This is a genomic window from Rhodoferax aquaticus, assembly GCF_006974105.1.
GTDB lineage: Bacteria > Pseudomonadota > Gammaproteobacteria > Burkholderiales > Burkholderiaceae_C > Allorhodoferax > Allorhodoferax aquaticus_A.
On the sequence record NZ_CP036282.1, the window covers coordinates 3,555,928 to 3,576,185 of the forward strand.

The 20,258-nt window shown below is 58.4% G+C and carries 26 protein-coding genes; 5 read left to right on the top strand and 21 right to left on the bottom strand.

The genetic code is table 11. From position 1 onward, the window contains the following. Positions 1–80: 80 nt before the first annotated feature. From pdxA to EXZ61_RS16405, 3 genes are read right to left on the bottom strand one after another with little or no spacing between them, the layout of a single operon-like run. A complete protein-coding gene (pdxA, locus tag EXZ61_RS16395; protein WP_142812781.1) occupies positions 81–1,136 on the bottom strand; it encodes a 4-hydroxythreonine-4-phosphate dehydrogenase PdxA in 1,056 nt (351 codons plus the stop codon). A 42-nt stretch (positions 1,137–1,178) separates the two neighbouring features. Beyond that, entirely contained in the window at positions 1,179–1,949 is a 771-nt protein-coding gene (locus EXZ61_RS16400; RefSeq protein ID WP_142812782.1) for a Nif3-like dinuclear metal center hexameric protein, read from the bottom strand. 7 nt (positions 1,950–1,956) lie between these two features. Continuing rightward, complete coding sequence (locus tag EXZ61_RS16405; protein ID WP_342590556.1) at positions 1,957–2,211, bottom strand: hypothetical protein; 255 nt, start codon at positions 2,209–2,211, stop codon at positions 1,957–1,959. Positions 2,212–2,422: 211 nt separating this feature from the next. Between EXZ61_RS16405 and EXZ61_RS16410 the strand changes: the two genes are divergently transcribed. Next, a complete protein-coding gene (locus EXZ61_RS16410; RefSeq protein WP_142812784.1) occupies positions 2,423–3,562 on the top strand; it encodes a S1C family serine protease in 1,140 nt (379 codons plus the stop codon). A 171-nt stretch (positions 3,563–3,733) separates the two neighbouring features. On the opposite strand, the gene tatC is transcribed toward EXZ61_RS16410, so the two are convergent. From tatC to EXZ61_RS16475, 13 genes are all read right to left on the bottom strand, one after another. After that, positions 3,734–4,525: a twin-arginine translocase subunit TatC gene (tatC, locus tag EXZ61_RS16415; RefSeq protein WP_142812785.1), complete on the bottom strand. Its 792-nt coding sequence runs from the start codon at positions 4,523–4,525 to the stop codon at positions 3,734–3,736. Continuing rightward, complete coding sequence (tatB, locus tag EXZ61_RS16420; protein WP_142812786.1) at positions 4,522–4,983, bottom strand: Sec-independent protein translocase protein TatB; 462 nt, start codon at positions 4,981–4,983, stop codon at positions 4,522–4,524. The genes tatC and tatB overlap by 4 nt, the downstream gene beginning before the upstream one ends. Before the next feature lie 59 nt (positions 4,984–5,042). After that, positions 5,043–5,279 (bottom strand): Sec-independent protein translocase subunit TatA, encoded by a 237-nt coding sequence (gene tatA / locus EXZ61_RS16425; protein WP_142812787.1) that lies wholly within the window; start codon positions 5,277–5,279, stop codon positions 5,043–5,045. A 93-nt stretch (positions 5,280–5,372) separates the two neighbouring features. Then, a complete protein-coding gene (locus EXZ61_RS16430; RefSeq protein ID WP_142812788.1) occupies positions 5,373–5,747 on the bottom strand; it encodes a histidine triad nucleotide-binding protein in 375 nt (124 codons plus the stop codon). Positions 5,748–5,772: 25 nt separating this feature from the next. Continuing rightward, complete coding sequence (locus EXZ61_RS16435; RefSeq protein WP_142812789.1) at positions 5,773–6,153, bottom strand: phosphoribosyl-ATP diphosphatase; 381 nt, start codon at positions 6,151–6,153, stop codon at positions 5,773–5,775. Positions 6,154–6,156: 3 nt separating this feature from the next. Beyond that, positions 6,157–6,555: a phosphoribosyl-AMP cyclohydrolase gene (gene hisI / locus EXZ61_RS16440; protein ID WP_178084889.1), complete on the bottom strand. Its 399-nt coding sequence runs from the start codon at positions 6,553–6,555 to the stop codon at positions 6,157–6,159. Between the two features lie 95 nt (positions 6,556–6,650). Further along, entirely contained in the window at positions 6,651–7,448 is a 798-nt protein-coding gene (gene hisF / locus EXZ61_RS16445) for an imidazole glycerol phosphate synthase subunit HisF (protein WP_142812791.1), read from the bottom strand. Positions 7,449–7,534: 86 nt separating this feature from the next. Next, a complete protein-coding gene (gene hisA / locus EXZ61_RS16450; RefSeq protein WP_142812792.1) occupies positions 7,535–8,275 on the bottom strand; it encodes a 1-(5-phosphoribosyl)-5-[(5-phosphoribosylamino)methylideneamino]imidazole-4-carboxamide isomerase in 741 nt (246 codons plus the stop codon). A gap of 62 nt (positions 8,276–8,337) precedes the next feature. Continuing rightward, positions 8,338–8,994 (bottom strand): imidazole glycerol phosphate synthase subunit HisH, encoded by a 657-nt coding sequence (gene hisH / locus EXZ61_RS16455; RefSeq protein ID WP_142812793.1) that lies wholly within the window; start codon positions 8,992–8,994, stop codon positions 8,338–8,340. A gap of 55 nt (positions 8,995–9,049) precedes the next feature. Further along, positions 9,050–9,679 carry an imidazoleglycerol-phosphate dehydratase HisB gene (gene hisB, locus EXZ61_RS16460; protein ID WP_142812794.1) on the bottom strand — a complete coding sequence of 210 codons (630 nt, stop codon included), beginning with the start codon at positions 9,677–9,679 and terminating at the stop codon, positions 9,050–9,052. Further along, entirely contained in the window at positions 9,676–10,836 is a 1,161-nt protein-coding gene (gene hisC / locus EXZ61_RS16465) for a histidinol-phosphate transaminase (protein ID WP_142812795.1), read from the bottom strand. The genes hisB and hisC overlap by 4 nt, the downstream gene beginning before the upstream one ends. Beyond that, positions 10,833–11,282 (bottom strand): PIN domain-containing protein, encoded by a 450-nt coding sequence (locus tag EXZ61_RS16470; protein ID WP_142812796.1) that lies wholly within the window; start codon positions 11,280–11,282, stop codon positions 10,833–10,835. Before EXZ61_RS16470 ends, hisC begins: the two co-directional genes overlap by 4 nt. Then, on the bottom strand, positions 11,275–11,499 hold the full coding sequence (locus EXZ61_RS16475) for a CopG family transcriptional regulator (RefSeq protein ID WP_142812797.1): 225 nt from the start codon (positions 11,497–11,499) through the stop codon (positions 11,275–11,277). Before EXZ61_RS16475 ends, EXZ61_RS16470 begins: the two co-directional genes overlap by 8 nt. A gap of 268 nt (positions 11,500–11,767) precedes the next feature. On the opposite strand from EXZ61_RS16475, the gene EXZ61_RS16480 reads away from it, so the two are divergent. Continuing rightward, complete coding sequence (locus EXZ61_RS16480; RefSeq protein WP_142812798.1) at positions 11,768–12,019, top strand: hypothetical protein; 252 nt, start codon at positions 11,768–11,770, stop codon at positions 12,017–12,019. After that, the gene (locus EXZ61_RS16485; RefSeq protein WP_142812799.1) at positions 12,016–12,633 is read left to right on the top strand and encodes a DUF1993 domain-containing protein; all 618 of its coding nucleotides are present in this window, start codon (positions 12,016–12,018) and stop codon (positions 12,631–12,633) included. The genes EXZ61_RS16480 and EXZ61_RS16485 overlap by 4 nt, the downstream gene beginning before the upstream one ends. 5 nt (positions 12,634–12,638) lie before the next feature. Here the strand turns inward: EXZ61_RS16485 and EXZ61_RS16490 are convergent, their stop codons facing one another. Then, the gene (locus EXZ61_RS16490) at positions 12,639–13,454 is read right to left on the bottom strand and encodes a sugar phosphate isomerase/epimerase family protein (protein WP_142812800.1); all 816 of its coding nucleotides are present in this window, start codon (positions 13,452–13,454) and stop codon (positions 12,639–12,641) included. 8 nt (positions 13,455–13,462) lie between these two features. Then, positions 13,463–14,383, bottom strand: coding sequence for a phytanoyl-CoA dioxygenase family protein (locus EXZ61_RS16495; RefSeq protein ID WP_237218983.1), 921 nt, complete (start codon positions 14,381–14,383; stop codon positions 13,463–13,465). Positions 14,384–14,413: 30 nt separating this feature from the next. On the opposite strand from EXZ61_RS16495, the gene EXZ61_RS16500 reads away from it, so the two are divergent. Next, positions 14,414–15,364 (top strand): LysR family transcriptional regulator, encoded by a 951-nt coding sequence (locus EXZ61_RS16500; protein WP_237218984.1) that lies wholly within the window; start codon positions 14,414–14,416, stop codon positions 15,362–15,364. Between the two features lie 76 nt (positions 15,365–15,440). On the opposite strand, the gene EXZ61_RS16505 is transcribed toward EXZ61_RS16500, so the two are convergent. The 3 genes from EXZ61_RS16505 to imuA all read right to left on the bottom strand — a co-directional run bounded on the left by EXZ61_RS16505 (position 15,441) and on the right by imuA (position 18,515). After that, the gene (locus tag EXZ61_RS16505; protein ID WP_142812801.1) at positions 15,441–16,040 is read right to left on the bottom strand and encodes a YdeI/OmpD-associated family protein; all 600 of its coding nucleotides are present in this window, start codon (positions 16,038–16,040) and stop codon (positions 15,441–15,443) included. Positions 16,041–16,318: 278 nt separating this feature from the next. Then, positions 16,319–17,848 carry a Y-family DNA polymerase gene (locus tag EXZ61_RS16515; protein ID WP_237218985.1) on the bottom strand — a complete coding sequence of 510 codons (1,530 nt, stop codon included), beginning with the start codon at positions 17,846–17,848 and terminating at the stop codon, positions 16,319–16,321. Continuing rightward, positions 17,817–18,515, bottom strand: coding sequence for a translesion DNA synthesis-associated protein ImuA (gene imuA, locus EXZ61_RS16520; RefSeq protein WP_142812802.1), 699 nt, complete (start codon positions 18,513–18,515; stop codon positions 17,817–17,819). The genes EXZ61_RS16515 and imuA overlap by 32 nt, the downstream gene beginning before the upstream one ends. Positions 18,516–18,634: 119 nt before the next feature. Between imuA and EXZ61_RS16525 the strand changes: the two genes are divergently transcribed. Next, the gene (locus tag EXZ61_RS16525) at positions 18,635–20,206 is read left to right on the top strand and encodes an alkaline phosphatase D family protein (RefSeq protein WP_142812803.1); all 1,572 of its coding nucleotides are present in this window, start codon (positions 18,635–18,637) and stop codon (positions 20,204–20,206) included. Positions 20,207–20,258 lie beyond the last annotated feature (52 nt).

The following is a 20,258-nucleotide window of genomic DNA, read 5'->3' on the forward strand; positions in this document are numbered from 1 at the left end:
GTACTCCCGCAATGACTGAAAGCGGCCAATTGGACCAAGCTCTGCCAAGTGGCATGCATTGGCCAATGCTCATGCCGTCGTCAAATCAGCATTGACTTCGCCATTGTTACTGCGGCACGCAAACTAGCTGGATCTGCTTGGCCTGTTCCTGCAATGTCAAACGCAGTGCCGTGATCAGGGCTTGTGCGTACAAAAGGAAGGCCCAAAGTAACGTTCACCCCGTGCTCAACCCCAAGATACTTCACCGGTATCAAGCCTTGGTCGTGGTACATCGCAATGACCACATCCCAACGGCCCTCCTTACCTGCTTTGGCGCGAGCACGCATGAAAACGGTATCGGGTGCAAAGGGTCCCTCAACTTGGATGCCTAGCGCTTGCGCTGCTCGGATTGCGGGAAGCAAAACTTGCACTTCCTCTAAACCAAACAAGCCGCCTTCTCCGGCATGTGGATTGAGCCCCGCAACTGCAATACGCGGGGGGTGTCCCAAGACCTTGGACAGTGAATGATGGCTGATCTCAATGGTTTCCAAAACATTGCGGTAAGTAACTGCATCAATCGCATCGCGCAACGACACATGAATACTAACCAGAACGGTGCGCAACTCATCGTTGGCAAGCATCATCCGCACAGGCAACTCCTGAGTCGTTTTCCCTGTATGGGACGCGGCACACGCTTGCAGCAGTTCCGTGTGACCGGGGTATGCGCTGTAAGGTGCTCCAGCGGCTGAAATCGACTCTTTGTGCAGCGGCGCGGTCACTACCGCGCCCACTTGATTGCGCAAAGCGGCTTCAGCCGCCCAAACGACGCAGCGCCCCGCAAACTCTCCCGCCACCGCACTAACCTGCCCTCTCACAATCGCCTCTAGCGGCTCTCCAATCTGTAGTACCGGTATGCAACCTGGCGGCACTGCCAGCGCATCTTGGGGATCAGATATGCGCGCAACAGGCAGTGGCAACTGCCCACGCGCGGACACCAAGCCACTCGCCCATCGCATGGTTTGCACATCGCCAGCGACAAAACACCTATGAGACGGCGACATATTGCCCTGCTCATTGCGGAACAGTTTCGCAATCAACTCAGGGCCTATGCCAGCAGCATCGCCCATAGTGATTGCTATTGGTTGAATCAGCATCATTTACCTCAACAATTCTGGACCAGCGCCATCGACCTTGACTATTCAAGCAGGATTGTGCAAATCAATGAACAGGTGATCCAGTCCACTTGCGGTTGCAACTGTGCTGGCTACTGCTTGCGCACCATAGCGCTCACTTGCGTGGTGGCCACAAGCAATGAAGGTGACACCGGTCTCGCGAGCAATGTGTGCTTGCGGTTCGGAAATCTCGCCGGTGATGAAAGCGTCCGCCCCGGCCGCAATAGCGCTCTCAAAGTAGCTTTGCGCGCCGCCGGTACACCAGGCAATCTTGCGAATAGGTTGTTCACGACCAGGCACCAGCAACACCCCGCGCCCCAGTCTCTGCTCGACGTGGTCCGCCAGTAGCTGCGCGCTGGCAAACCCAGCCTCCTCGTGGTTATTTGCTGCCAGCTCGCCCACCCAACCCAGTTGTTGCTCACCGAAACAGGCAGCACCTGACAGCCCTAGCAACTTGCCCAATTGCGCGTTGTTGCCCAACTCGGGATGGGCATCCAAAGGTAGGTGATACGCAAATAGATTGATGTCGTGGGCCAGAAGCAAGGCAAGTCTTTGCTTCATCCACCCGGCCACGCGTCCATCTTGACCGCGCCAGAATAGACCGTGGTGAACAAAAATGGCATCCGCATTCGCAGCGATTGCGGCTTCAATCAACGCTAGGCTCGCTGTAACGCCTGACACGATCTTCTGCACATGCAGTTTCCCCTCAACTTGCAGACCGTTCGGCCCATAGTCCTTAAAGCGTTGAGGCTCCAAGAGAAAGTCGAATTGTGACAAAAGGTCTTGTCTAGTAATCATCGTTCGCTTAGTTTGCAGATAGTTCATCCGATGATGCCATGGCATTCAGATCACTGTCGCACCCCTCACCGACTGCAATCCAGCGCAAGGCTAGTCTGCGTAGGGCCTTTGCCACCAATGGTGTGAATGTGGAAAGACGCCCAGGCATGCGCTCACGCACTACTTGCTCAGGCGCATACACAGCGCCACACAGGTAACGAACATCAGGCGCGCTCCAGATCAAAGCGTGGCATGCGCCCGTGCGTTTAAGCGAAATCAGCATACCCACAGGACAAGGTTCAGCAAGGCAACAGACTCCACAGCCATTGCATGTTGAGCCCACAGGGGGCTTTGGAGGGGCCTGTGATTGAATGTGAATGATGCGTTGTGGCAATTTCATAGTCAGAGTTGCTTAGTGATTCAGACTTGGGTGCGCCCTACAATTTAGCCATTGCCGCAATGTACCTTGCATGCGCCCCTCACTGGAACTGCTCATGAAACGCCTTTGGCTCATTTTTTCTCAAACCTCCACCGTTCTGCTGGCGGCCTACTTTGTCCTGGCAACTCTGAAACCGCAATGGTTGAACCATAGCCCTTGGTCTTACGGGTCGGTGCCTGTTGTGCAGTCGCAAGCACCCGAGCCAGGCGAGATACCAAGCGGTAGCTTTCGCTTGGCAGCGCAAAAAGCCTCTGCAGCGGTGGTGAGCATTAACACTAGCAAAGCGGCGCGTAAAAATCCGAATGCGGAAGACCCTTGGTTCAAGTTCTTTTATGGTGACCAGGGGAATGAAGCGCAAACCGGGCTTGGCAGCGGGGTGATCGTGAGCCCGAACGGCTACATTTTGACCAACAACCATGTGATCGAAGGCGCAGACGAAATCGAAGTGTTTTTGAACGACGGTCGCCATACAGCTGCCAAAGTGATTGGTACAGATCCAGACAGTGACTTAGCCGTTCTCAAAATTACATTGGACAAACTGCCTGTCGTTGTGCTCGGTAACTCCGATTCCCTGCAAGTGGGTGACCAGGTGTTAGCTATAGGCAATCCATTTGGCGTGGGCCAAACTGTAACCAGCGGCATCGTCAGTGCGTTGGGCCGGAACCAGCTAGGTATCAATACGTTTGAAAACTTTATTCAAACGGATGCTGCCATTAACCCCGGCAACTCTGGAGGTGCATTGGTCGACACCAACGGAAACTTACTAGGCATTAACACTGCAATTTACTCGCGGTCCGGGGGTAGCATGGGCATAGGCTTCGCCATACCAGTCACCACTGCAAAGCAGGTCTTGGAGGGCATCGTAAAAGACGGCCAAGTCACACGCGGATGGATTGGCGTGGAGCCCAATGATTTGTCGCCTGAGTTGGCCGAGACATTTGACATCAAACGCCAAGATGGCGTCATCATCACCGGCGTGCTTCAAAACGGACCAGCTGCAAAGGCTGGCATCCGTCCAGGAGATGTAATCATCGGCATTATCGGCAACCCCGTATCAGACGTAACGCACTTGCTGTCCCAAGTCGCGGCGCTCAAGCCAGGAGTTTCTTCAAAGTTCACCATTGAGCGAAAGAACAGCACCCTGGAGATAGATGTAACCCCAGGCGTTCGCCCCAAGCCAAAGGAAACGCGGTAAACGCTTAAGCGCCGGGCATCTGCGGGTCGCTAGCTGAAACCGACCTGCTCGCCCGAAAGCACCGCTAGACAGGAATCGACACAAGCGCTCTCGCCTTTCACCCAAAAGAACGCGTTTTAGAAGCTACTGCTACGACAGCCTTGTAAGGCACAACGGCACGTGGTTGAAAAACTAGGCGGGATTAACGGGAGCATCCTCTTCGGGGGCCTGTGTGTGCTTGATAAAGACAATAGCAGCCCATATTCCGACTTCATACAAAGCGACCATTGGGATCAGCAACGCGATCATCGAGACGGGATCGGGTGGAGTCACTAGGGCAGAAATCGCCGCAGCGCCCACAATGAAGTAAGTCCGAAAATCGCGCAACTGCGACACGGTAACAATGCCCATACGAGCCAAGATCACCACCACGATGGGCACTTCAAAGGCAACCCCAAACGCAATAAACATCGTGATCACAAAGTCTAGGTAAGCCTCAATATCTGGACTCACAGCCACTGAGATGGGTGCCATTTTTTGAATGGCGGGGAATGCTTGTCCAAATACAAAAAAGTAGCAGAACGCAGCACCTGTGTAGAAAAGCAAGGTACTGGCCATCACCAAAGGAAACACGAGTCTCTTTTCATGCTTGTACAAGCCAGGTGCTACGAAAGCCCACACTTGGTAAAGAATCCAAGGCAAAGACAATCCAACCGCCGCCAATACGGTGACCTTAATAGGAACCAAAAACGGTGATACGACGCCCACCGCGATCATGTGCGAACCTTCAGGCAAAGAAGACACCAAAGGCTTCGCGAGCAAGTCGTACAAATGTGACGGCCCTGGGTAAAGGAACAGTCCAATAAGCACCACCGCTACGCCATACAGCGCGTACAACAAACGGTCTCTGAGTTCAAAGAGATGCTGAACAAACGGCTGCTCGGTGCCTGCCAATTCGTCGTTTTCTGGATTTGGAGTAGTCATTGGCTTGCTTTGCGGGGCCTGTAGCGCGCAACCCGCGCCGCGCCAGAGAGAGCCTTGGTTCGCACGCCATTGCGTGCTTTGTACCAATGAGGCACTGCACCCTGCTTCAGGCGCCAGTTTTTGTTGGGGTGTTTGTACTCTGGCACCGAGTCGACCGTGTTTCCACCCTCGAGCGCAGCGGTGGTTGCTTCTGACCAGCTCTTTTCGAAGTCCGCGGCATTGGTCTGAATGGTGTTTTCTACGTCCCGAGCCGCATTTTCAACAGTCTCACGCATTTTTTTCAACTCATCCAAATCCATGGATTTGTTGACTTCGGCTTTCACGTCCGCAACGTAGCGACGCGCACGTCCCAGCAGCGTGCCAACTGTCTTGGCAACTGCAGGCAACTTGTCTGGCCCAATGACAATCAGCGCAATGCCGCCGATGATGGCGAGTTTGGTAACACCAATATCAATCAATTACAGCGTCCTTAACCTAGCAACCAGTGCCAAGCAAACCCAAGATACATCCAAGTTTCTTAGACTTTGGACTTGGCTTCCACATCAATGGTGTCTTTGGCGGCAACCTTGTTGCTGACCAGTTCGGTCGGGGCTGCCGCAGTTTCTGCGGGCTTTTCGGTACCGTCTTTCATGCCGTCTTTAAAGCCTTTGACGGCTCCGCCCAAGTCTGAGCCGATATTACGCAGCTTCTTGGTTCCGAAGATCACCACGATGATGACCAAGAAAATCAGCAAATGTGTTGTCGAAAATCCCATGTCTTTCTCCTAAGCAATAACGTTGATTTTAGTCCGCGCAGGACTGCTGACCCAAAGGCTCGTAAAAATTGACCCGCGCTATTCCAAGGTGAACTAGCCCTTGAGCCAAGGGCGAGGGCCGCCCATCACATGAAAGTGCAGGTGGTGAATTTCTTGGCCGCCCTCATCGCCCGCATTGGCCAGCAAGCGGAAACCGCCTTCTGGATAGGGATTGCAGCCCTCTTGGGCCGCGAGCATAGGCACCAAGGCCATCATGCGGCCTAGCAAAGGGCCGTGCTCCGCGCCCACTTGCGCCATGGATGGAATATGCATTTTGGGGATGAGCAAAAAGTGCACGGGCGCCCAAGGGTGAATGTCATGGAAGGCGTAGCACTCGTCATCTTCGTACACAGGGCGGGAAGGAATTTTCTTGGCCACGATCTTGCAGAACAAGCAGTCAGGGTCGTGGTCTTTCACTAAATGGCTCATAAGTCTGCGTACTTTTTGTGAGATATCAAGAATTGTTGGCTTCACGCGCTATGGCTTTGCGCAATGCTTTTTCTTCAATGCCACTGGTACCTGCGCGACGCTCCAACTCTGCCACCACATCAGCGGGAGTCAGGTCGTAGTGGGCCAATGCAATCATGCAGTGAAACCACAAATCCGCCACTTCGTAGACGATTTTTGTCTTATCGCCGCCATGGTCTGCGTCTTTGGCAGCCATCACGACTTCAGTGGCTTCTTCGCCGATTTTTTTCAAAAAGCCGTCAGGACCTTTGTGCAGCAATCGGGCTACATAGCTCGCATCAGGGTCCCCGCCATTGGAGGCCTTGCGACTTTCAATGACAGCGGCCAAGCGCGCCAAAGAATCGTTGGAGTTCACAGCGGTAGTCATGGTTTATTTGTAAATGGATTCGGGGTCCTTGAGCACGGGTTCGGTGGCGGTCCACACACCGTCCTTCAAGACGCTGTAAAAGCAGCTGTGCCTTCCGGTGTGACATGCTATACCCGGCGTGTGACCCTGCTGCGTCACCTTCAAAAGCACCACATCGTTGTCGCAGTCTAGACGCAGCTCATGCACGGTTTGCACATGGCCAGACTCTTCGCCTTTGAACCATAGCTTGTTGCGCGAGCGGCTAAAGTAAACAGCACGCCCTAGCTCTGCGGTCTTTTGCAAGGCTTCGCGGTTCATCCAAGCAAACATGAGCACGTCGTTGCTGCCTTGTTCCTGTGCGATCACAGGCACCAAGCCTTGGGCGTCCCATTTGATGTTGTCTAGCCAGTTCATTGTCTGCAGGGTCCGTAATGTAAAGAGGCAGGCATTGCTACATATTCAATAGCTACCCACGATTACCAGATGCGCGCCGGCGGCACATTTTGCCAAAAATTTACTTAAAGCCGCACCGGTATACCGCGCTCGGCCATACGGGCTTTAGCTTGGCCCACGGTGTATTCACCGTAGTGGAAAATGCTAGCCGCGAGCACGGCATCTGCCCCGCCCTGCTGCACGCCATCTGCCAAGTGATCCAGATTGCCAACGCCGCCAGATGCAATCACCGGCACCGACACAGCATCGGCCACCGCGCGGGTCAAGGCCAAGTCAAAACCGGACTTGGTGCCGTCACGGTCCATGCTGGTCAGCAATATCTCACCGGCACCCCGGCGGGCCATCTCGGTCGCCCAAGCCACCGCATCCAAGCCGGTGTTCTTGCGACCCCCATGGCTGTACACATCCCATCCGGGACCAATCGCCAAACCGTTTACCAGCCGCGCAGCCTCCTGCTCTGAGCGGCGCTTGGCATCAATCGCCACCACGATGCACTGAGCCCCGTATTTGGCAGACGCATCCTCAATGATTTGCGGGTTGGCCAAAGCCGCCGAGTTGAAACTTGTTTTGTCAGCCCCTGCATTCAGCAAGCGACGCACATCTTCTACGGTGCGCACACCGCCACCCACCGTGAGTGGAATAAACACTTGCGACGCCACGGCTTCGATGATGTGCAGGATCAAATCACGCCCATCGCTGGTGGCGGTGATGTCCAAAAAGGTCAGCTCATCTGCGCCTTGGTCGTTATAGCGGGCGGCAATTTCGACGGGGTCGCCCGCATCGCGCAACTCCACAAAGTTAACGCCTTTAACTACACGGCCACCCGTTACGTCCAGGCAAGGGATGATGCGTTTAGCCAGCACAGCGAATCTCCGTGTTCAGAATAAGTTGGTCAGTTTGCAAGAGAAGGCAAAGTCCCAAGTACGCAGCATGCTGCGCCTCGGCGCCATCAACCATTCAGCTCGTCTGCGCGCTCTTGGGCTGCCGCAAAGTCCAAATCGCCGCTGTAAATGGCGCGGCCACAGATGACACCTTCTACGCCCTCGTCTTCGACGGCGCACAGGGCTTCGATGTCTGCCATGTTGGACAAACCGCCAGACGCGATCACAGGAATGGTGAGCGCTTGGGCCAGCTTGACGGTGGCATCGATGTTGATGCCAGAGAGCATGCCGTCACGGCCGATGTCGGTATAGATGATGGCTTCAGCGCCAAAGTCCTCAAACTTCTTACCCAGATCAATCACGTCATGGCGGGTAAGTTTGCTCCAGCCATCGGTGGCTACTTTGCCATCGCGGGCGTCCAAGCCGACAATGATGTGGCCGCCGAATGCAGTGCAGGCATCTTGCAAAAAGCCGGGGTTTTTCACCGCAGCGGTGCCGATGATGACGTAGCGCAAACCTGCGTCCAAATAGCGTTCAATGGTGTCTAGGTCGCGAATACCACCGCCCAGCTGCACATCGATCTCGCCGCCCACTTCTTTAAGAATTTTGCGAATAGCTACCTCATTTTTGGGGTGGCCGGCAAACGCGCCGTTCAAATCCACCAGATGCAGACGCCGAGCACCTTGGTCCACCCATCGTCGGGCCATGACCGCGGGGTCTTCGCCAAAAGTAGTGGATTGGTCCATGTCGCCTTGTTTGAGGCGAACGCACTGGCCGTCTTTAAGATCAATAGCAGGAATGAGAAGCATGGTGGTGGAGTTAACTCGGTAGATTAGGCTTGGAAAGGCTTAGACCGAGCGGTTAGGAGAAATCAAGGGTTCCAGTGAAGGAAGTTTCGGTAGAGGGACAAACCGTGATCGGCACTTTTTTCTGGGTGAAATTGTGTTGCGAAAATATTATCGCGCGCAACCGCAGAAGAAAAGCGCTGGCCATAGTCCGTCTCGCCCACACTGTGGCGCGTATCAGACGGTCTGGCGTAATAACTATGCACAAAGTAAAAGTAGCTCCCGTCGGGCACATCGCCCCATACTGGGTGGCTCGCAGCGCCGTGGTCATTGCGGTACACGCGGTTCCAGCCCATTTGAGGAACCTTGTAGCGGCTGCCGTCGGGCTGAATTTGTCCAGCCAAATCAAACTTAACCACACGTCCAGGAATCAAGCCTAGCGACGGTGTGTCGGCTTCTTCGCTGTGGTCCATCAGCATTTGCATGCCCACGCACACACCCATCAAAGGCTTGTTGGCCGCAGCGTGCATGACGGCATCAAACATGCCGGACTCGTGCAGCTCGCGCATGCAGTCGCGCATCGCACCCTGCCCTGGCAAAACCACACGCTCGGCATCCAACACCTCTTGGGCGGTGCGTGCCCACACCACTTCAACGCCTGCGTCGGCAGCTACGTGCTGGACCGCTTGCGTGACTGAACGCAAATTGCCCATGCCGTAATCGACTACTGCTACTTTTTTCATGCTCTGTATTTGATAGCTGCTTACGCATATTCTATGCGCGCAAACAGCCTTTTTCCTACAAACTTCCTTTGGTGGAAGGGATAGTACCTAGCGCACGCGGGTCTAACTCGACGGCCGCACGCAAAGCGCGGGCAAATGCTTTGAACACCGTCTCCGCTTGGTGGTGCGCGTTGCTGCCTTTGATATTGTCAATGTGCAGCGTCACCAAGGCGTGGTTGACAAAGCCTTGGAAAAACTCATGGGTGAGTTGGGTGTCAAAGCCGCCCACCATGCCACTGGTAAATGGCACATTCATCTCTAGCCCCGGGCGACCCGAAAAATCAATCACCACGCGGGACAAGGCTTCGTCCAAGGGGACGTAGGCGTGGCCGTAGCGGCGGATGCCTTTTTTGTCGCCCAGCGCTTTGGCAAACGCTTGGCCCAAGGTGATGCCCACATCTTCTACGGTGTGGTGACCATCGATATGCAAATCACCTTCGGCTTCGATGTCGAGATCAATCAAGCCGTGGCGGGCAATTTGGTCCAGCATGTGGTCAAAAAAGCCAATGCCGGTGGACAGGCGCGCTTTGCCGGTGCCGTCCAGATCAATCTTCACGGTGATGCGGGTTTCCGCCGTGTTGCGGCTCACCTCCGCAGTGCGTGGAACGGCAATCACAGGAACTTCAGTCAAAGGGTAGTGGGTCATACAGTTTCCTCAAGGCTTGCGCGCAGCGCCGCCAATAGTAGGGTGTTCTCTTCTTCAGTGCCCACCGTAAGTCGCAAACAACCTGCGAGCAGGGGGTCCATTTTAGAAATGTTCTTCACCAGCACGCCACGTGCTTTCAAGCCATTAAACACCTTTGCAGCAGCAGCCTCCAGTGCCGCAGCGCCCTGCGCCTGAATGCGCACTAGCACCATATTGGCATCGCTGTCCCAGGCATGTACTTGCGGCATGCCACGCAAAGCGGCCAACAAGCGTGTGCGCTGCGCACGCAGGCTTGCCGCTTGCTGGGCAAACACATCGGCGTGTTCCAACGCAAACAAAGCGCATTCGTAGTTCAACACGCTGATGTTGTAGGGCGGGCGCACCTTATCCAGCTCTGCGACCAATGCTTTGGGGCCCATGAGGTAGCCCAGGCGAACGCCTGCCAAACCAAACTTGCTCATGGTGCGCATGAGCAGCACATGGCCGTGCCTATCAGGGGCTTGGCGAATGGTGTCGAGATAGGTGCGGCTAGAAAAAGGTTGGTAGGCCTCGTCCAGCACCACGATGCTGCCCACCTCACCCGCAGCCGCAATCACTTGCGCCATGCTGCTCTCGCTCCACAAGTTGGCGGTTGGGTTGTTGGGGTAGGCCAAGTACACCAGGGCGGGCTTTTTGGCCAAAATGGCACCCACCATGGCGGGTACATCCAGCGCAAAGTCTGTACCTAGGGGCACGCCCACAAAGTCCAGCCCCAGCAGTTGGGCGCTCATGGCGTACATCACAAAACCAGGCGTTGGCGCCACCACCACGGCACGCGCGCCGGTAGCATCTGGCACCGCGCAAGCGATGGACAGCATCGATATCAGCTCGTCCGAGCCATTACCCAACATGATCTCAAAGCCTTCTGGCATATCGGCATACGCTGCCAGTGCTTGGCGCAAGTCATTCACGCGGCCATCGGGGTAGCGGTTCAACGCCACGGCACCCAAGCGCTTGCCCAACGCTTCTTGCAATGCTGGGCTAAGCCGATACGGGTTCTCCATAGCGTCTAGCTTGACCATGCCCTTGGAATCTTGCACGGCGTAGGCATGCATGCCACGCACGTCTTGGCGAATGCGCGAAAGCGCTGCAACTGCTGCGAGTGATGGTGTGGTCATAGTTCTAGGCCCAGCTCTTGGGGAGTCATCATGGAAGGGTTGATGGCCGTGATGGCATCTATCTGCTGCAAATGTGGCAAATGCTCGGTGAGCACATGGCTGGCGCCAGACTGTGCGGCGGCGGCTACCACCAAAGCATCCCAGTAGCCCAAGCCAAAACGCGCCTCTACACCCCAAGCAGTCTCCACCGTGCGGTGGTCAATCTGCCAAGGCTGCCACAGCTGAAAGCGGCGCACTTTGGCTCGTGCATCCCCCATGGGCAAACCGAACTGCCGACTCGCCTGCACGTAATACTCGCTCAGCACTTGGGTACTAAGGCGTCCCGCACGGTTTTTCCATAAAGCCAGTAGCCACTCGCGCGTGCGTTCTTTTGCACTGCGGTCACCGGCATCGTCGGCACGTAGCAGCACATGGGTGTCTACAAACACAATGGCGGGCTCAGCCATACAAAGCCTCGCGTTTGCCGTAGACCTTGCCATCAGAACTGAAGGCAGAGGTATCTGCTACCCATTCGCGCATGGCGCGGGCATAGGCATCGTCGTGCTGCATCTTGTCGGTCAACATCTCCCCCACCAAGCGCGACACGCTGGTATTGCGCTTGGCCGCCTCAATGCGAATCCATTCGGCGGTGGCATCTTCCATAGTGATGGTGATGTTTTTCATGCCCAAATAGTACACGAACTTCGTGCACCACGAAATTCGTGTTGCGCATTACAAACAAAACCATGCCCACTGAAAGTGCGGCATCTTTATTGCTTGCTACGGCTTTGATAGTCCAATCGGTCGCGCTAGTGCACGGTTTTGGGCCACAGAGAGTACGCGGCAGCAGAGTACTCGGGTGGCTACCTAGGGGTTATTCGCTAGTCGATTGAACGGGCAAAAAAGGTACCTTCATCACATAAGTGTCATACTGAGCCAGTAGCCTAAACCCATGAACTACCACGCCTCCTCCAAAATTGTGAAGTCGGAAGACAACGCCTTTAACTGGCGTAAACCCGAGAACAAAACACCTGAAGAGCTTGAGCAGGAACGTCAGCGCACCTACGTGCGTGAGTACGCAGCGCGCAAGCGTGCCGCCGAACGGGTGAACACTGCGCAGTTTTTCGCCTCGCGTGAAACAGAGGCCGACAGCGTGAAACTGGCCAAGCTCATTGGCCGCCCTCTGAACAGCAGGGGCCGTTGAGCCCCCCATCTACGGCCCATGTGCCAGCAAGCGTTGGCACGGATAGCGTGACGCGTAACTCCGGCGAGTTGTTGCCAAGCAACGCTTTGTTCGATGCCAGCGTGCCGGTATTTCAGCGCTATTTGCGCCAATTGCAAGGTTTGCTCAACAGCGCCTCTGCCTACTTGGCGCAAACCAAGTTGCCTGAAGCCTATGTGCTTGAAGCACGCCTAGCACCCGACATGCTGCCCTTGGCGGTGCAGGTAGAAATCGCGGTGAATTTTGTGTTCAGAGCGTGTGCACCGCTGGCCGGGCAGGCGGTGCCACCGTTGGAAGAACACCGGGATTCGCTCGCCGCGCTGCAAGCTCGCGTTGCCCAAGGTTTGCAGTACCTAAACAGCCTCTCGCACGCCGATATGGCCCACGCCAGTGGCCGCACGATTTCTGACCCTGCGGGCCAAACCACGGTAACTTTGGATGCCAGTACGTTTTTGCATCAATATGCAATGCCCAACTTCTTTTTCCACGTCAGCATGGTCTACGCCCTGCTGCGCAGCTTGGGCCTGCCCTTGAGCAAAGGGCAGTTTGATGGCTGGCACCAATACGGCGCGCCAGCCCCAAGAGAAACTAACTGAGCCAACTAGACCAAGCGCTCCCGCAGCAGGTCCAGCATGGCCACATTGAGCTCCCATGCATTGGACACCGGTGCTTGGCTATAGGGCAGCGTAGGCGTGTAAGGCACAGGGCCAAACTCTGGTGTGAGCGTGATGCGCGCAGCACCTGCTGCACGGCGCAGATCCACAATGCGCTGCCACCACGATAGGTGTTGCTCCAAGGCAGTGGCCCACTCAGGCGCTCTGAAGTCACTGACCTGCGGCCCTTGCGCATGGCCCACACGGGCGTGGATATGGCGCACATGCGGGAAGGTGGCTTCCAAGTTTTCCGGCTGGTCTTCGAGCAAGGTTTCGCACACACAGCACCAGTGCGACAAATCGGCCGTGAGTTCCAGCTCAGGCATCTCTTGCAAATAGGGCAAGAGCAACATGGGGTGGGCGCTGAACCGGCTGCGGTGAATCTCATGAAAAATTGGCACGCCATGCGCTTGCGAAATGCGCCGGGCCAGTGCAATGAGTTCACGGTTTTGCGCGGGCGAATAAATGTCGCGCCCTGTGTGCGAGTTGACAAACAAGGGCTTGGCGGCACAGGCATTGTTCAGGTAGGTGTCCAAGGCCGCGCGGTGTAGCTCAAACTTGGGGTGCATCACCGTTTCCCACTGCTGGGCAATGAGCGCCAAGCCTGCATCGGCAATGCGCGTCAGCCAGTCCGCACGCTGGGCATCGTCCAGGGGCAACGACATTTCCACGCCATCAAAGCCCGCCGCCTTGACCCGGTCAATAAACGCCTGCGGTGCCAAGTCGCTGCTGCCCCAGTGGGGGGCACATATCAAGATATCCATTGCCGACCTTAAACGAAGCCACGCACCGGAAAGCTGGCATCGCGCTGGATCCAGTTTTGCGACGAATAAGCAGTGCGCGCGTCCGTCACATGCAAGGTATAGGCATGGCGCGACACAGCCGATCGGTTGGGCGCGCTGTAGTGCGGCAACAGGCCATGGAAACACACCAAGCTACCGGCCTTGGCCTCTAGTGGCACGGCAGTGCTGTCGTCAGGCCACGGCGTGCTGTCGAGCTTTTCCATGCGAATCTGGCGGCCGTTGCGCAAAAAGCGCTCACGCAAAGGGCCACGGTGGCCGCCCGGCTCCACCCACAAACAGCCGTTGTCTTTGGTGGCGTCTTCCAAGGCAAACCAAAACGTGGTCACGCTAATGGGCGTGGAATCAAAATAAGTCGCATCTTGGTGCCAACGCACTTCGCCGCCAATGCCGGGTTGCTTGAAGATGTACATCGACTGCCAGACTTGAGCTTCTTGCAAGCCCAAGTCAACCGCCACTTCCGCCAAGCGTGCATCGCGTGAGAACGTATGAAACACGGGGTCCAGGTCATGCATGGCATGGCCAATTTTGTTGATGGACAAAGCCTTGGCTTGGCGCAACTCGCCGTCCGGCCCAAACGCCTCTTCCTCAAAGAAGCAGCGCACCGTGTTGTCGGAGTCTAAAAAGTAGTCTTCGGTCTTGCTCTCTTGGTCGCGCGTGGTGAAGATAGTGCGGCTCTCGTTAGGATCGAAATCATTGACAATTTGCTCCGCCCGCGCACGCAAGGCGGCGATTTGCTCCGCGCTCTTGAAGCCAGGAATCACGAGGTAACCATCACGTTGGTACTGCGCGCATTGTTCGATAGTGAGCATGTCAGAGCCATTTAGCAAGTTGAACGAGGGGCAAATTTTAGGGTCCACCTGTGTGCAGTCAACACGTGCTTTGGTTGACATATTGTCTCCACCCGTTTGACAATCAGCCGCATGGACCAACTCTATGCCATGGAAGTTTTTGTCGAAGTTGCCACCCAGCGCAGCTTCACCGGTGCAGGCAAGCGCCTGGGCCTGACCCGTGCCATGGTGAGCAAGCACATCATGCAGCTAGAAGCCAAGCTGGATGCGCGCTTGCTGCACCGCTCCACCCGCGAAGTGAGCCTTACCGATGCAGGCCAAGCCTATCTGGTGCCCTGCAAAGCCACGCTAGCGCAAGCCGCCGAAGCCGCGCGCACCGTGGCTCACAAAGGCAGCACTTTGGTGGGGCCACTGCGCATCCAAGCGCCTTCTAGTTTTGGTAGTGTGTGGCTGGCGGATGCACTGGCGCGCTTCAACCTGCTGCACCCGCAGTTGCGCCCGCTCCTGCATGTGGACGACGCGCTGCTAGACCCCATCAAACACGGCTTTGACCTCACCATCCGCGTGGGTGGCATTCCTGACAGCCATGCCTATGCCATGCGCGCGCTGGCCCCTTGCCACGGCGTGCTGTGCGCCAGCCCCGCCTACCTGGCCCACTGGGGCCATCCCAGAACGCCAGAAGACTTGGCGCAACACCAGTGCTTGCAATTTAGCCACCTCACCGATGGCAGCACCTGGCGCTTGAGCCGCGATGGGGAAGAACGCAATGTGCGGGTAAACGTGGGCTTTACCGCCAACAACGGCCAGGTGCTGCACCAAGCCGCATTACGCGGGCTGGGCATTGTGTACAACACCACCTTCTTGGCTTGGCGCGACTTGCTCGACGGCAACTTGGTGCCCGTATTGCGCGACTGGAGCTTGCCGCTGAACCACCTCAGTGCGCTCTACCCCGCCAGCCACCAGCTATCTCCCAAAGTACGCGCTTTGATTGACTTTTTGGTGGCCGAGTACCAGCCTGTTGCGCCGTGGGACAAGGCACTACAAGGCGTGGGCTACACGCAGGCCTCAGTACCAGCACCCTGAACACACACCGCAAGGTACTGCAGTAAGCCAAGCCCTACGCGGGGCTAGCAGCACATCGCAAGAGCCGGGTTAGGCCTCACTGCGCTTGCTTAGGACTCCATTGATTGGCTCTCAGGTTCTGGCTGGCGAGCAAGGCGGTTTCGTTGATGCGCTTAGACCGGGTCGTCGCTGTCTTTGCGTTGCCTATCCACTCCAAGATGCCCCGTTTAGCCGAGCGCGGGAATGCTTCAAAGTTCTTCAGTGCGTCTGGGAGTGCGGTGAGCGCGCTGTGCAAGTCATCCGGAACTTCCAGGTTTTCGACGGCATCGAGTTTGCTCCACGATCCATCTAGCTTGGCTTGCTCCACCTTGCGCAAGCCTGCTTCGGCCATGCGCCCAGCCTGCACCATCTGCTCAATCCGCCGCTTGTTCGGGCGCGACCAGCCAGAGCCGGGCTTTCTAGGTGCAAACCACAGCACAGTGCGTTCGTCATCGAGCTTGTTGGGCTTGCTGTCTACCCAACCAAAGCACAAGGCCTCTGTCACTGCCTCGTCGTATTCGATACGGGGCTTGCCTGTGGCCTTCTTGAACGAAACCAACCACACCCCCGTTGCAAGCGCGTGATTCTGCTGCAGCCATGCACGCCACTCTTCGCGGCTCAGCGGATGGGTTGAAGGATGCGGCGCTGCGGACATCATCTGTTTAAAGCTAAGGGTTGGTGCTGTGCGGCACGCTGCGCGCACCGCCAAACTGCATTTTGATACGGCTTGGCCGTGACGAGCAAGCGGTTAGCCAGCACCACCAGAAACCAGCGGAAATGCGGATGGATTTCGAATGGACTGCACTGATAAGTCGACGTCCAACCCCGGCCAATAGAGATGGTCGGGGCTGCAGGCGCGTCCCCAGCGGGGTATTTGGCTCACACCATATGAATAACGCCCATCTTTTGAATAGAGATGATTCGGATCATGCCCCCTCACCCAAACACCCCATGCAAATACCAGTCATCGCCCGGCACGCCGGGGGTTTGGGTGGGTAGGCGTTCGCGGTAGATCCATAGCAGGCCAGCTTGGACGCTGCGGGCGATGAAGTAGTCGCGCAGGGCGCAGGGGGTGTCGTCTAGCCAGCCGGCTTCTAGGCGGTGGGGGCCTAGCAGCAGCGCCAAGGGGCCGTGGTGTTGTGGGCTGTTGGCGCGCACCGGTAGCTTGAGCGGGTTGAGCAGCAGCCACGTGGGGTGCAAGGCCCCGTACTGCGAAAAATATGGGGCAAATGGGGCTGTGGCGCCCATGGTATCTGCGCGAGCAGCTTCTTTTTTTGTAGCAGCACTATTCACCGCCTGCGCCAAGGCGGCTTGGGCTTTGGGCGGGAGCGACTGCCATGGGCGCCAGTGCTGCATGTGCTCGGGGCGGTGGTCGGCATGGGGCTGCACGCACAGCACTTGCTCTTTGCCCAAGCGGGCGCTGAGGCGCTCTAGCATGTGGTGCAGGCTGTCGCCGGGGCGCTGGGTGTCGGGCAAGAGGCTGCGCGTTTCGCTGGCCAGCGCCTCGGTCTGCAAGCTGCGCATGCGCAGGTAGAGCACGGGGGCCGGCAGATTCACACGGGCCAGCTGCTCGCCCAACAGGCGCTGCAGGTGCTGTATGTCTTGCGTGGCTTGCGCGGTGCGCAACACCAAGCGGCCTTGCGCGCCGCCTTGGTGGTGGGCGTCGATGTGCTGTGCGTTGGAGCGGCGGGCGTCTAGCTCCCACAGCAGCTCTAACTCGACCACGCCGCGCTGGCGCGCGCGCAGCCACAGCTGCAACTGGGCCAACAAGCGCCGCGCCCCAAACAGCAAGGCAGGCGCCGACTCCACCTGGGCTGCCAGCTCCAGCGGTGCGTCAAACACCTCGGGCAGGGTGAGCCAAGGGTACAGCTCGCTGCGCTGGCCGTAGGCGCGGTCTAGCGCGTCAACCAAGGCACTGCCAAAGCGGCGCACCAACCCGCCACGCGGCAAGGCGCGCAGTTGCCCCCAGGTGCGTATGCCCATGCGCGCCAGGGTGGGCAGATGGGGCCGCGCCGCGCTCAAGGTGTGCAGGGGCAAGGCATGCACGGCCCGTGGCACGGCTGCGCCTTGGGCCTGCACACTTTGCGGGGTGCAGCGCAGGTGCGCCATTGCTACCAAAGAAGTAGCGCCTTGCGCATATTCCACGGGCGCTAGTGGCCAATTTGGCTCTAACAATTGCCGCAGCAAGGCCGCACGCCCGCCAAACAGGCGCTCGCTGGCTGACACCTCTAGCAGCAGCGCCTCTTCCACCTGCGCCACATGCGGGGTGAACTGCAAGGCCCACCAGGCCAAGGCTGCTTGGGGGTCGGCCAGGTGGGGCGTACTTGGCACGCAGACGCTTGGCACTGCGGCGGGCGCACCAGCCCCGGCCCCACTGCCCACGGCTGCTGCGGGCAAGGCATTAGACGCGGGCACCACGGGCTGGCTGCGCGCCTCAGGCGTGGGTTGCAGTGCGATCCAGTGCATGGCGACGGCTCGCGGCCAAACACATGGCCAGTGCGGCCGGGCGGGCGTGCAATGACACCGGGTGTTCTACCGGCGGGCCACGGCGCTTGAGCACTTGCACCTGCAAGGCATCGCCCCCAGCGTCAGAGGCGGGTGCGGCCAGCAGGCGCAGCACGGCGGGAGATGCGTCTTGCTGCGCTTGGGCGGGGCGCAGCACAAACAGCAACTTGCTGTGCTCGGCGGCGGCCATTTGCAAGCGGCGCAGTTGGTCGCTGCGGGCGTGGGGCAGCCAGGCCAGCACCGCGTCTACCTCGGCACAGCGCAGCGCTTGCTCGGCGGCCCACAGGCGCTCAGCGGCGGGTGCCGCCACCCACACCAAGCGGCGCATGGCCAAGCCTTGTGCGGCCAGTGCGGGGGCAAAAGGCACCCAAGGCGCCCCCACCATGACCACCGGCCCCTGCCCACAGCGCGCCAAAGCCGGCAGGCACAAGCGCCACTCGCTGTGCACGCCGGTGGGCTGCAGCACCTCGGTCAAGGCACCCAAGGGCCAGCCGCCACCGGGCAACAAAGCGTCTAGCGTGCGCTCGCCCGTGGCCACCACCTGCGTGTGCGGGGTGGCCAGCGTGTCGGCGTGCCAGACATCGGCATGGATGTCGAGCAAAGAGAGATCACGCGCAAGGACTGACATGGCAAGGCTTTGGTTTTAAATACTGGTTTTATTTACAGTATATGGCAAGCCCCGTGGCTTGTCCAAGCGGTTTTCACAACCATAATTTGCCAACGCCTTGACCCGAGCTATCACACCCCATGCCCCACCCCATCCCGCTTGACCGACGCCAACTCTTGCTGTGCGCCACGGCAGCCACCACCAGTCTGTGGCTGCCCCGCAGCGCGTGGAGCCAAGCCCGCCCCAGCGACAACCCATTTGCGCTGGGCGTTGCCAGCGGCTCGCCCACCCACCAGGGCGTGGTGCTGTGGACGCGGCTGGCCGCAGGCTCCGTACCCCCCACGCAAGATGCCACGGTGCGCTGGGAGGTGGCGCACGACGCGCAGTTTCAGCGTGTGGTGCACAGCGGCCAAAGCACAGCACCCGCCCTGTTGGGGCATGCGGTGCATGTAGAGCTGCAAGGCTTGGCACCTGACCGCTGGTACCACTACCGCTTTATGTGGGGCGACGCGGTCAGCCCCACGGGGCGCACGCGCACGTTTCCGGCACCGGGCACGCCCGCTGCGCGGCTGCGGCTGGCCTATGCCTCGTGCCAGCACTGGGAGCACGGCTACTACAGCGCCTACCGCCACATGCGGCAAGAGCAGCTTGACGCCGTGGTGTTTTTGGGCGACTACATCTACGAGTACGGCGGCAGCAGCAAAGCGGTGCGCAGCGTGAGCAGCAGCGCTGTGATCAGCTTGGACGACTACCGCGCCCGCTATGCGCTGTACAAGAGCGACCCCGACCTGCAAGCCATGCACGCCGCCTGCCCGTGGTTGATGACCTGGGACGACCACGAGGTGCAAAACGACTACGCAGGCACCACCGCAGGGAGCAAGGGGCCAGCAGTGGCCAACTTTTTGGCCCGCCGAGCGGCGGCTTACCAGGCGTTTTACGAGCACATGCCCGTGCGTGCCAGCGTGCTCACGCAAGCCTTGGGCGGGCTGGCCCGTGGGGCCGAGATGCGCATTTACGGCCAGGTGCCGTTTGGCACCTTGGCCACGCTGTATTTGCTAGACGACCGCCAGTACCGCGACCCGCAAGCCTGCACCAAAGACGGCGCGCCCGGCTCTAGCACCGTGAACCCCGCGCAGTGCGCCATCTGGAGCGATGCACAGCGCACGCTCTTAGGCGATGCGCAAGAACGCTGGGTAGACCAAGCCTTTGCCAAAAGCGCAGGCACCTGGAACGTAGTGGGCCAACAAACGGTGTTCGGCCAGCGTGACTTCAAGCTAGGCCAAGGCCAGTCGCTCTCTAACGACGGCTGGGACGGCTACGGCCCAGCGCGCAGCCGCTTCACCACCAGCTTGCAGCGCCACAGCGTGCGCAACCCCGTGCTCTTGGGTGGCGATGTGCATGCCAACTGGGTGGGCCATGTGAAGGCCGACTACGCGCAAGACCGCAGCGCCACCGTGGGCGTGGAGTTTTGCGGCACCAGCATCACCTCCTACGGCGGCAACAACGACAAGCTGGCCGAGCAGCTGACCGAGAACCCGCACTTTGTCTTTGCCGACCGCGAACGCCGGGGCTACGGCGTGGCCGAGTTCACCCCCACCCAACTCACCACCACCCTGCGCGCCGTGCAAGACCCAAGCCTGGCTAGCAGCGGCATAGACACCTTGGCCCAGTTTGTGGTGCAGGCGGGGCAGGCGCGGATTGAGCGGGTGTGAAGGGTGCGCGCGGGATCGTTTTCAAGGGTGAGATACGGGTCACACAGGTGCT

Excerpts from the sequence above, each read along its gene's own strand:
- EXZ61_RS16515 (WP_237218985.1), bottom strand. The coding sequence starts at position 17,848 with ATGCACTGGATCGCACTGCAACCCACGCCTGAGGCGCGCAGCCAGCCC.
- tatA (WP_142812787.1), bottom strand. The coding sequence starts at position 5,279 with ATGGGATTTTCGACAACACATTTGCTGATTTTCTTGGTCATCATCGTG.
- EXZ61_RS16400 (WP_142812782.1), bottom strand. The coding sequence starts at position 1,949 with ATGATTACTAGACAAGACCTTTTGTCACAATTCGACTTTCTCTTGGAG.
- pdxA (WP_142812781.1), bottom strand. The coding sequence starts at position 1,136 with ATGATGCTGATTCAACCAATAGCAATCACTATGGGCGATGCTGCTGGC.
- EXZ61_RS16470 (WP_142812796.1), bottom strand. The coding sequence starts at position 11,282 with ATGGCTGAGCCCGCCATTGTGTTTGTAGACACCCATGTGCTGCTACGT.
- EXZ61_RS16405 (WP_342590556.1), bottom strand. The coding sequence starts at position 2,211 with ATGCTGATTTCGCTTAAACGCACGGGCGCATGCCACGCTTTGATCTGG.
- EXZ61_RS16410 (WP_142812784.1), top strand. The coding sequence starts at position 2,423 with ATGAAACGCCTTTGGCTCATTTTTTCTCAAACCTCCACCGTTCTGCTG.
- EXZ61_RS16480 (WP_142812798.1), top strand. The coding sequence starts at position 11,768 with ATGAACTACCACGCCTCCTCCAAAATTGTGAAGTCGGAAGACAACGCC.
- hisA (WP_142812792.1), bottom strand. The coding sequence starts at position 8,275 with ATGCTTCTCATTCCTGCTATTGATCTTAAAGACGGCCAGTGCGTTCGC.
- EXZ61_RS16495 (WP_237218983.1), bottom strand. The coding sequence starts at position 14,383 with ATGTCAACCAAAGCACGTGTTGACTGCACACAGGTGGACCCTAAAATT.
- EXZ61_RS16500 (WP_237218984.1), top strand. The coding sequence starts at position 14,414 with ATGGACCAACTCTATGCCATGGAAGTTTTTGTCGAAGTTGCCACCCAG.
- EXZ61_RS16430 (WP_142812788.1), bottom strand. The coding sequence starts at position 5,747 with ATGAGCCATTTAGTGAAAGACCACGACCCTGACTGCTTGTTCTGCAAG.
- EXZ61_RS16435 (WP_142812789.1), bottom strand. The coding sequence starts at position 6,153 with ATGACTACCGCTGTGAACTCCAACGATTCTTTGGCGCGCTTGGCCGCT.
- EXZ61_RS16525 (WP_142812803.1), top strand. The coding sequence starts at position 18,635 with ATGCCCCACCCCATCCCGCTTGACCGACGCCAACTCTTGCTGTGCGCC.
- EXZ61_RS16490 (WP_142812800.1), bottom strand. The coding sequence starts at position 13,454 with ATGGATATCTTGATATGTGCCCCCCACTGGGGCAGCAGCGACTTGGCA.
- imuA (WP_142812802.1), bottom strand. The coding sequence starts at position 18,515 with ATGTCAGTCCTTGCGCGTGATCTCTCTTTGCTCGACATCCATGCCGAT.
- hisB (WP_142812794.1), bottom strand. The coding sequence starts at position 9,679 with ATGACCCACTACCCTTTGACTGAAGTTCCTGTGATTGCCGTTCCACGC.
- hisC (WP_142812795.1), bottom strand. The coding sequence starts at position 10,836 with ATGACCACACCATCACTCGCAGCAGTTGCAGCGCTTTCGCGCATTCGC.
- EXZ61_RS16475 (WP_142812797.1), bottom strand. The coding sequence starts at position 11,499 with ATGAAAAACATCACCATCACTATGGAAGATGCCACCGCCGAATGGATT.
- hisH (WP_142812793.1), bottom strand. The coding sequence starts at position 8,994 with ATGAAAAAAGTAGCAGTAGTCGATTACGGCATGGGCAATTTGCGTTCA.
- EXZ61_RS16505 (WP_142812801.1), bottom strand. The coding sequence starts at position 16,040 with ATGATGTCCGCAGCGCCGCATCCTTCAACCCATCCGCTGAGCCGCGAA.
- tatC (WP_142812785.1), bottom strand. The coding sequence starts at position 4,525 with ATGACTACTCCAAATCCAGAAAACGACGAATTGGCAGGCACCGAGCAG.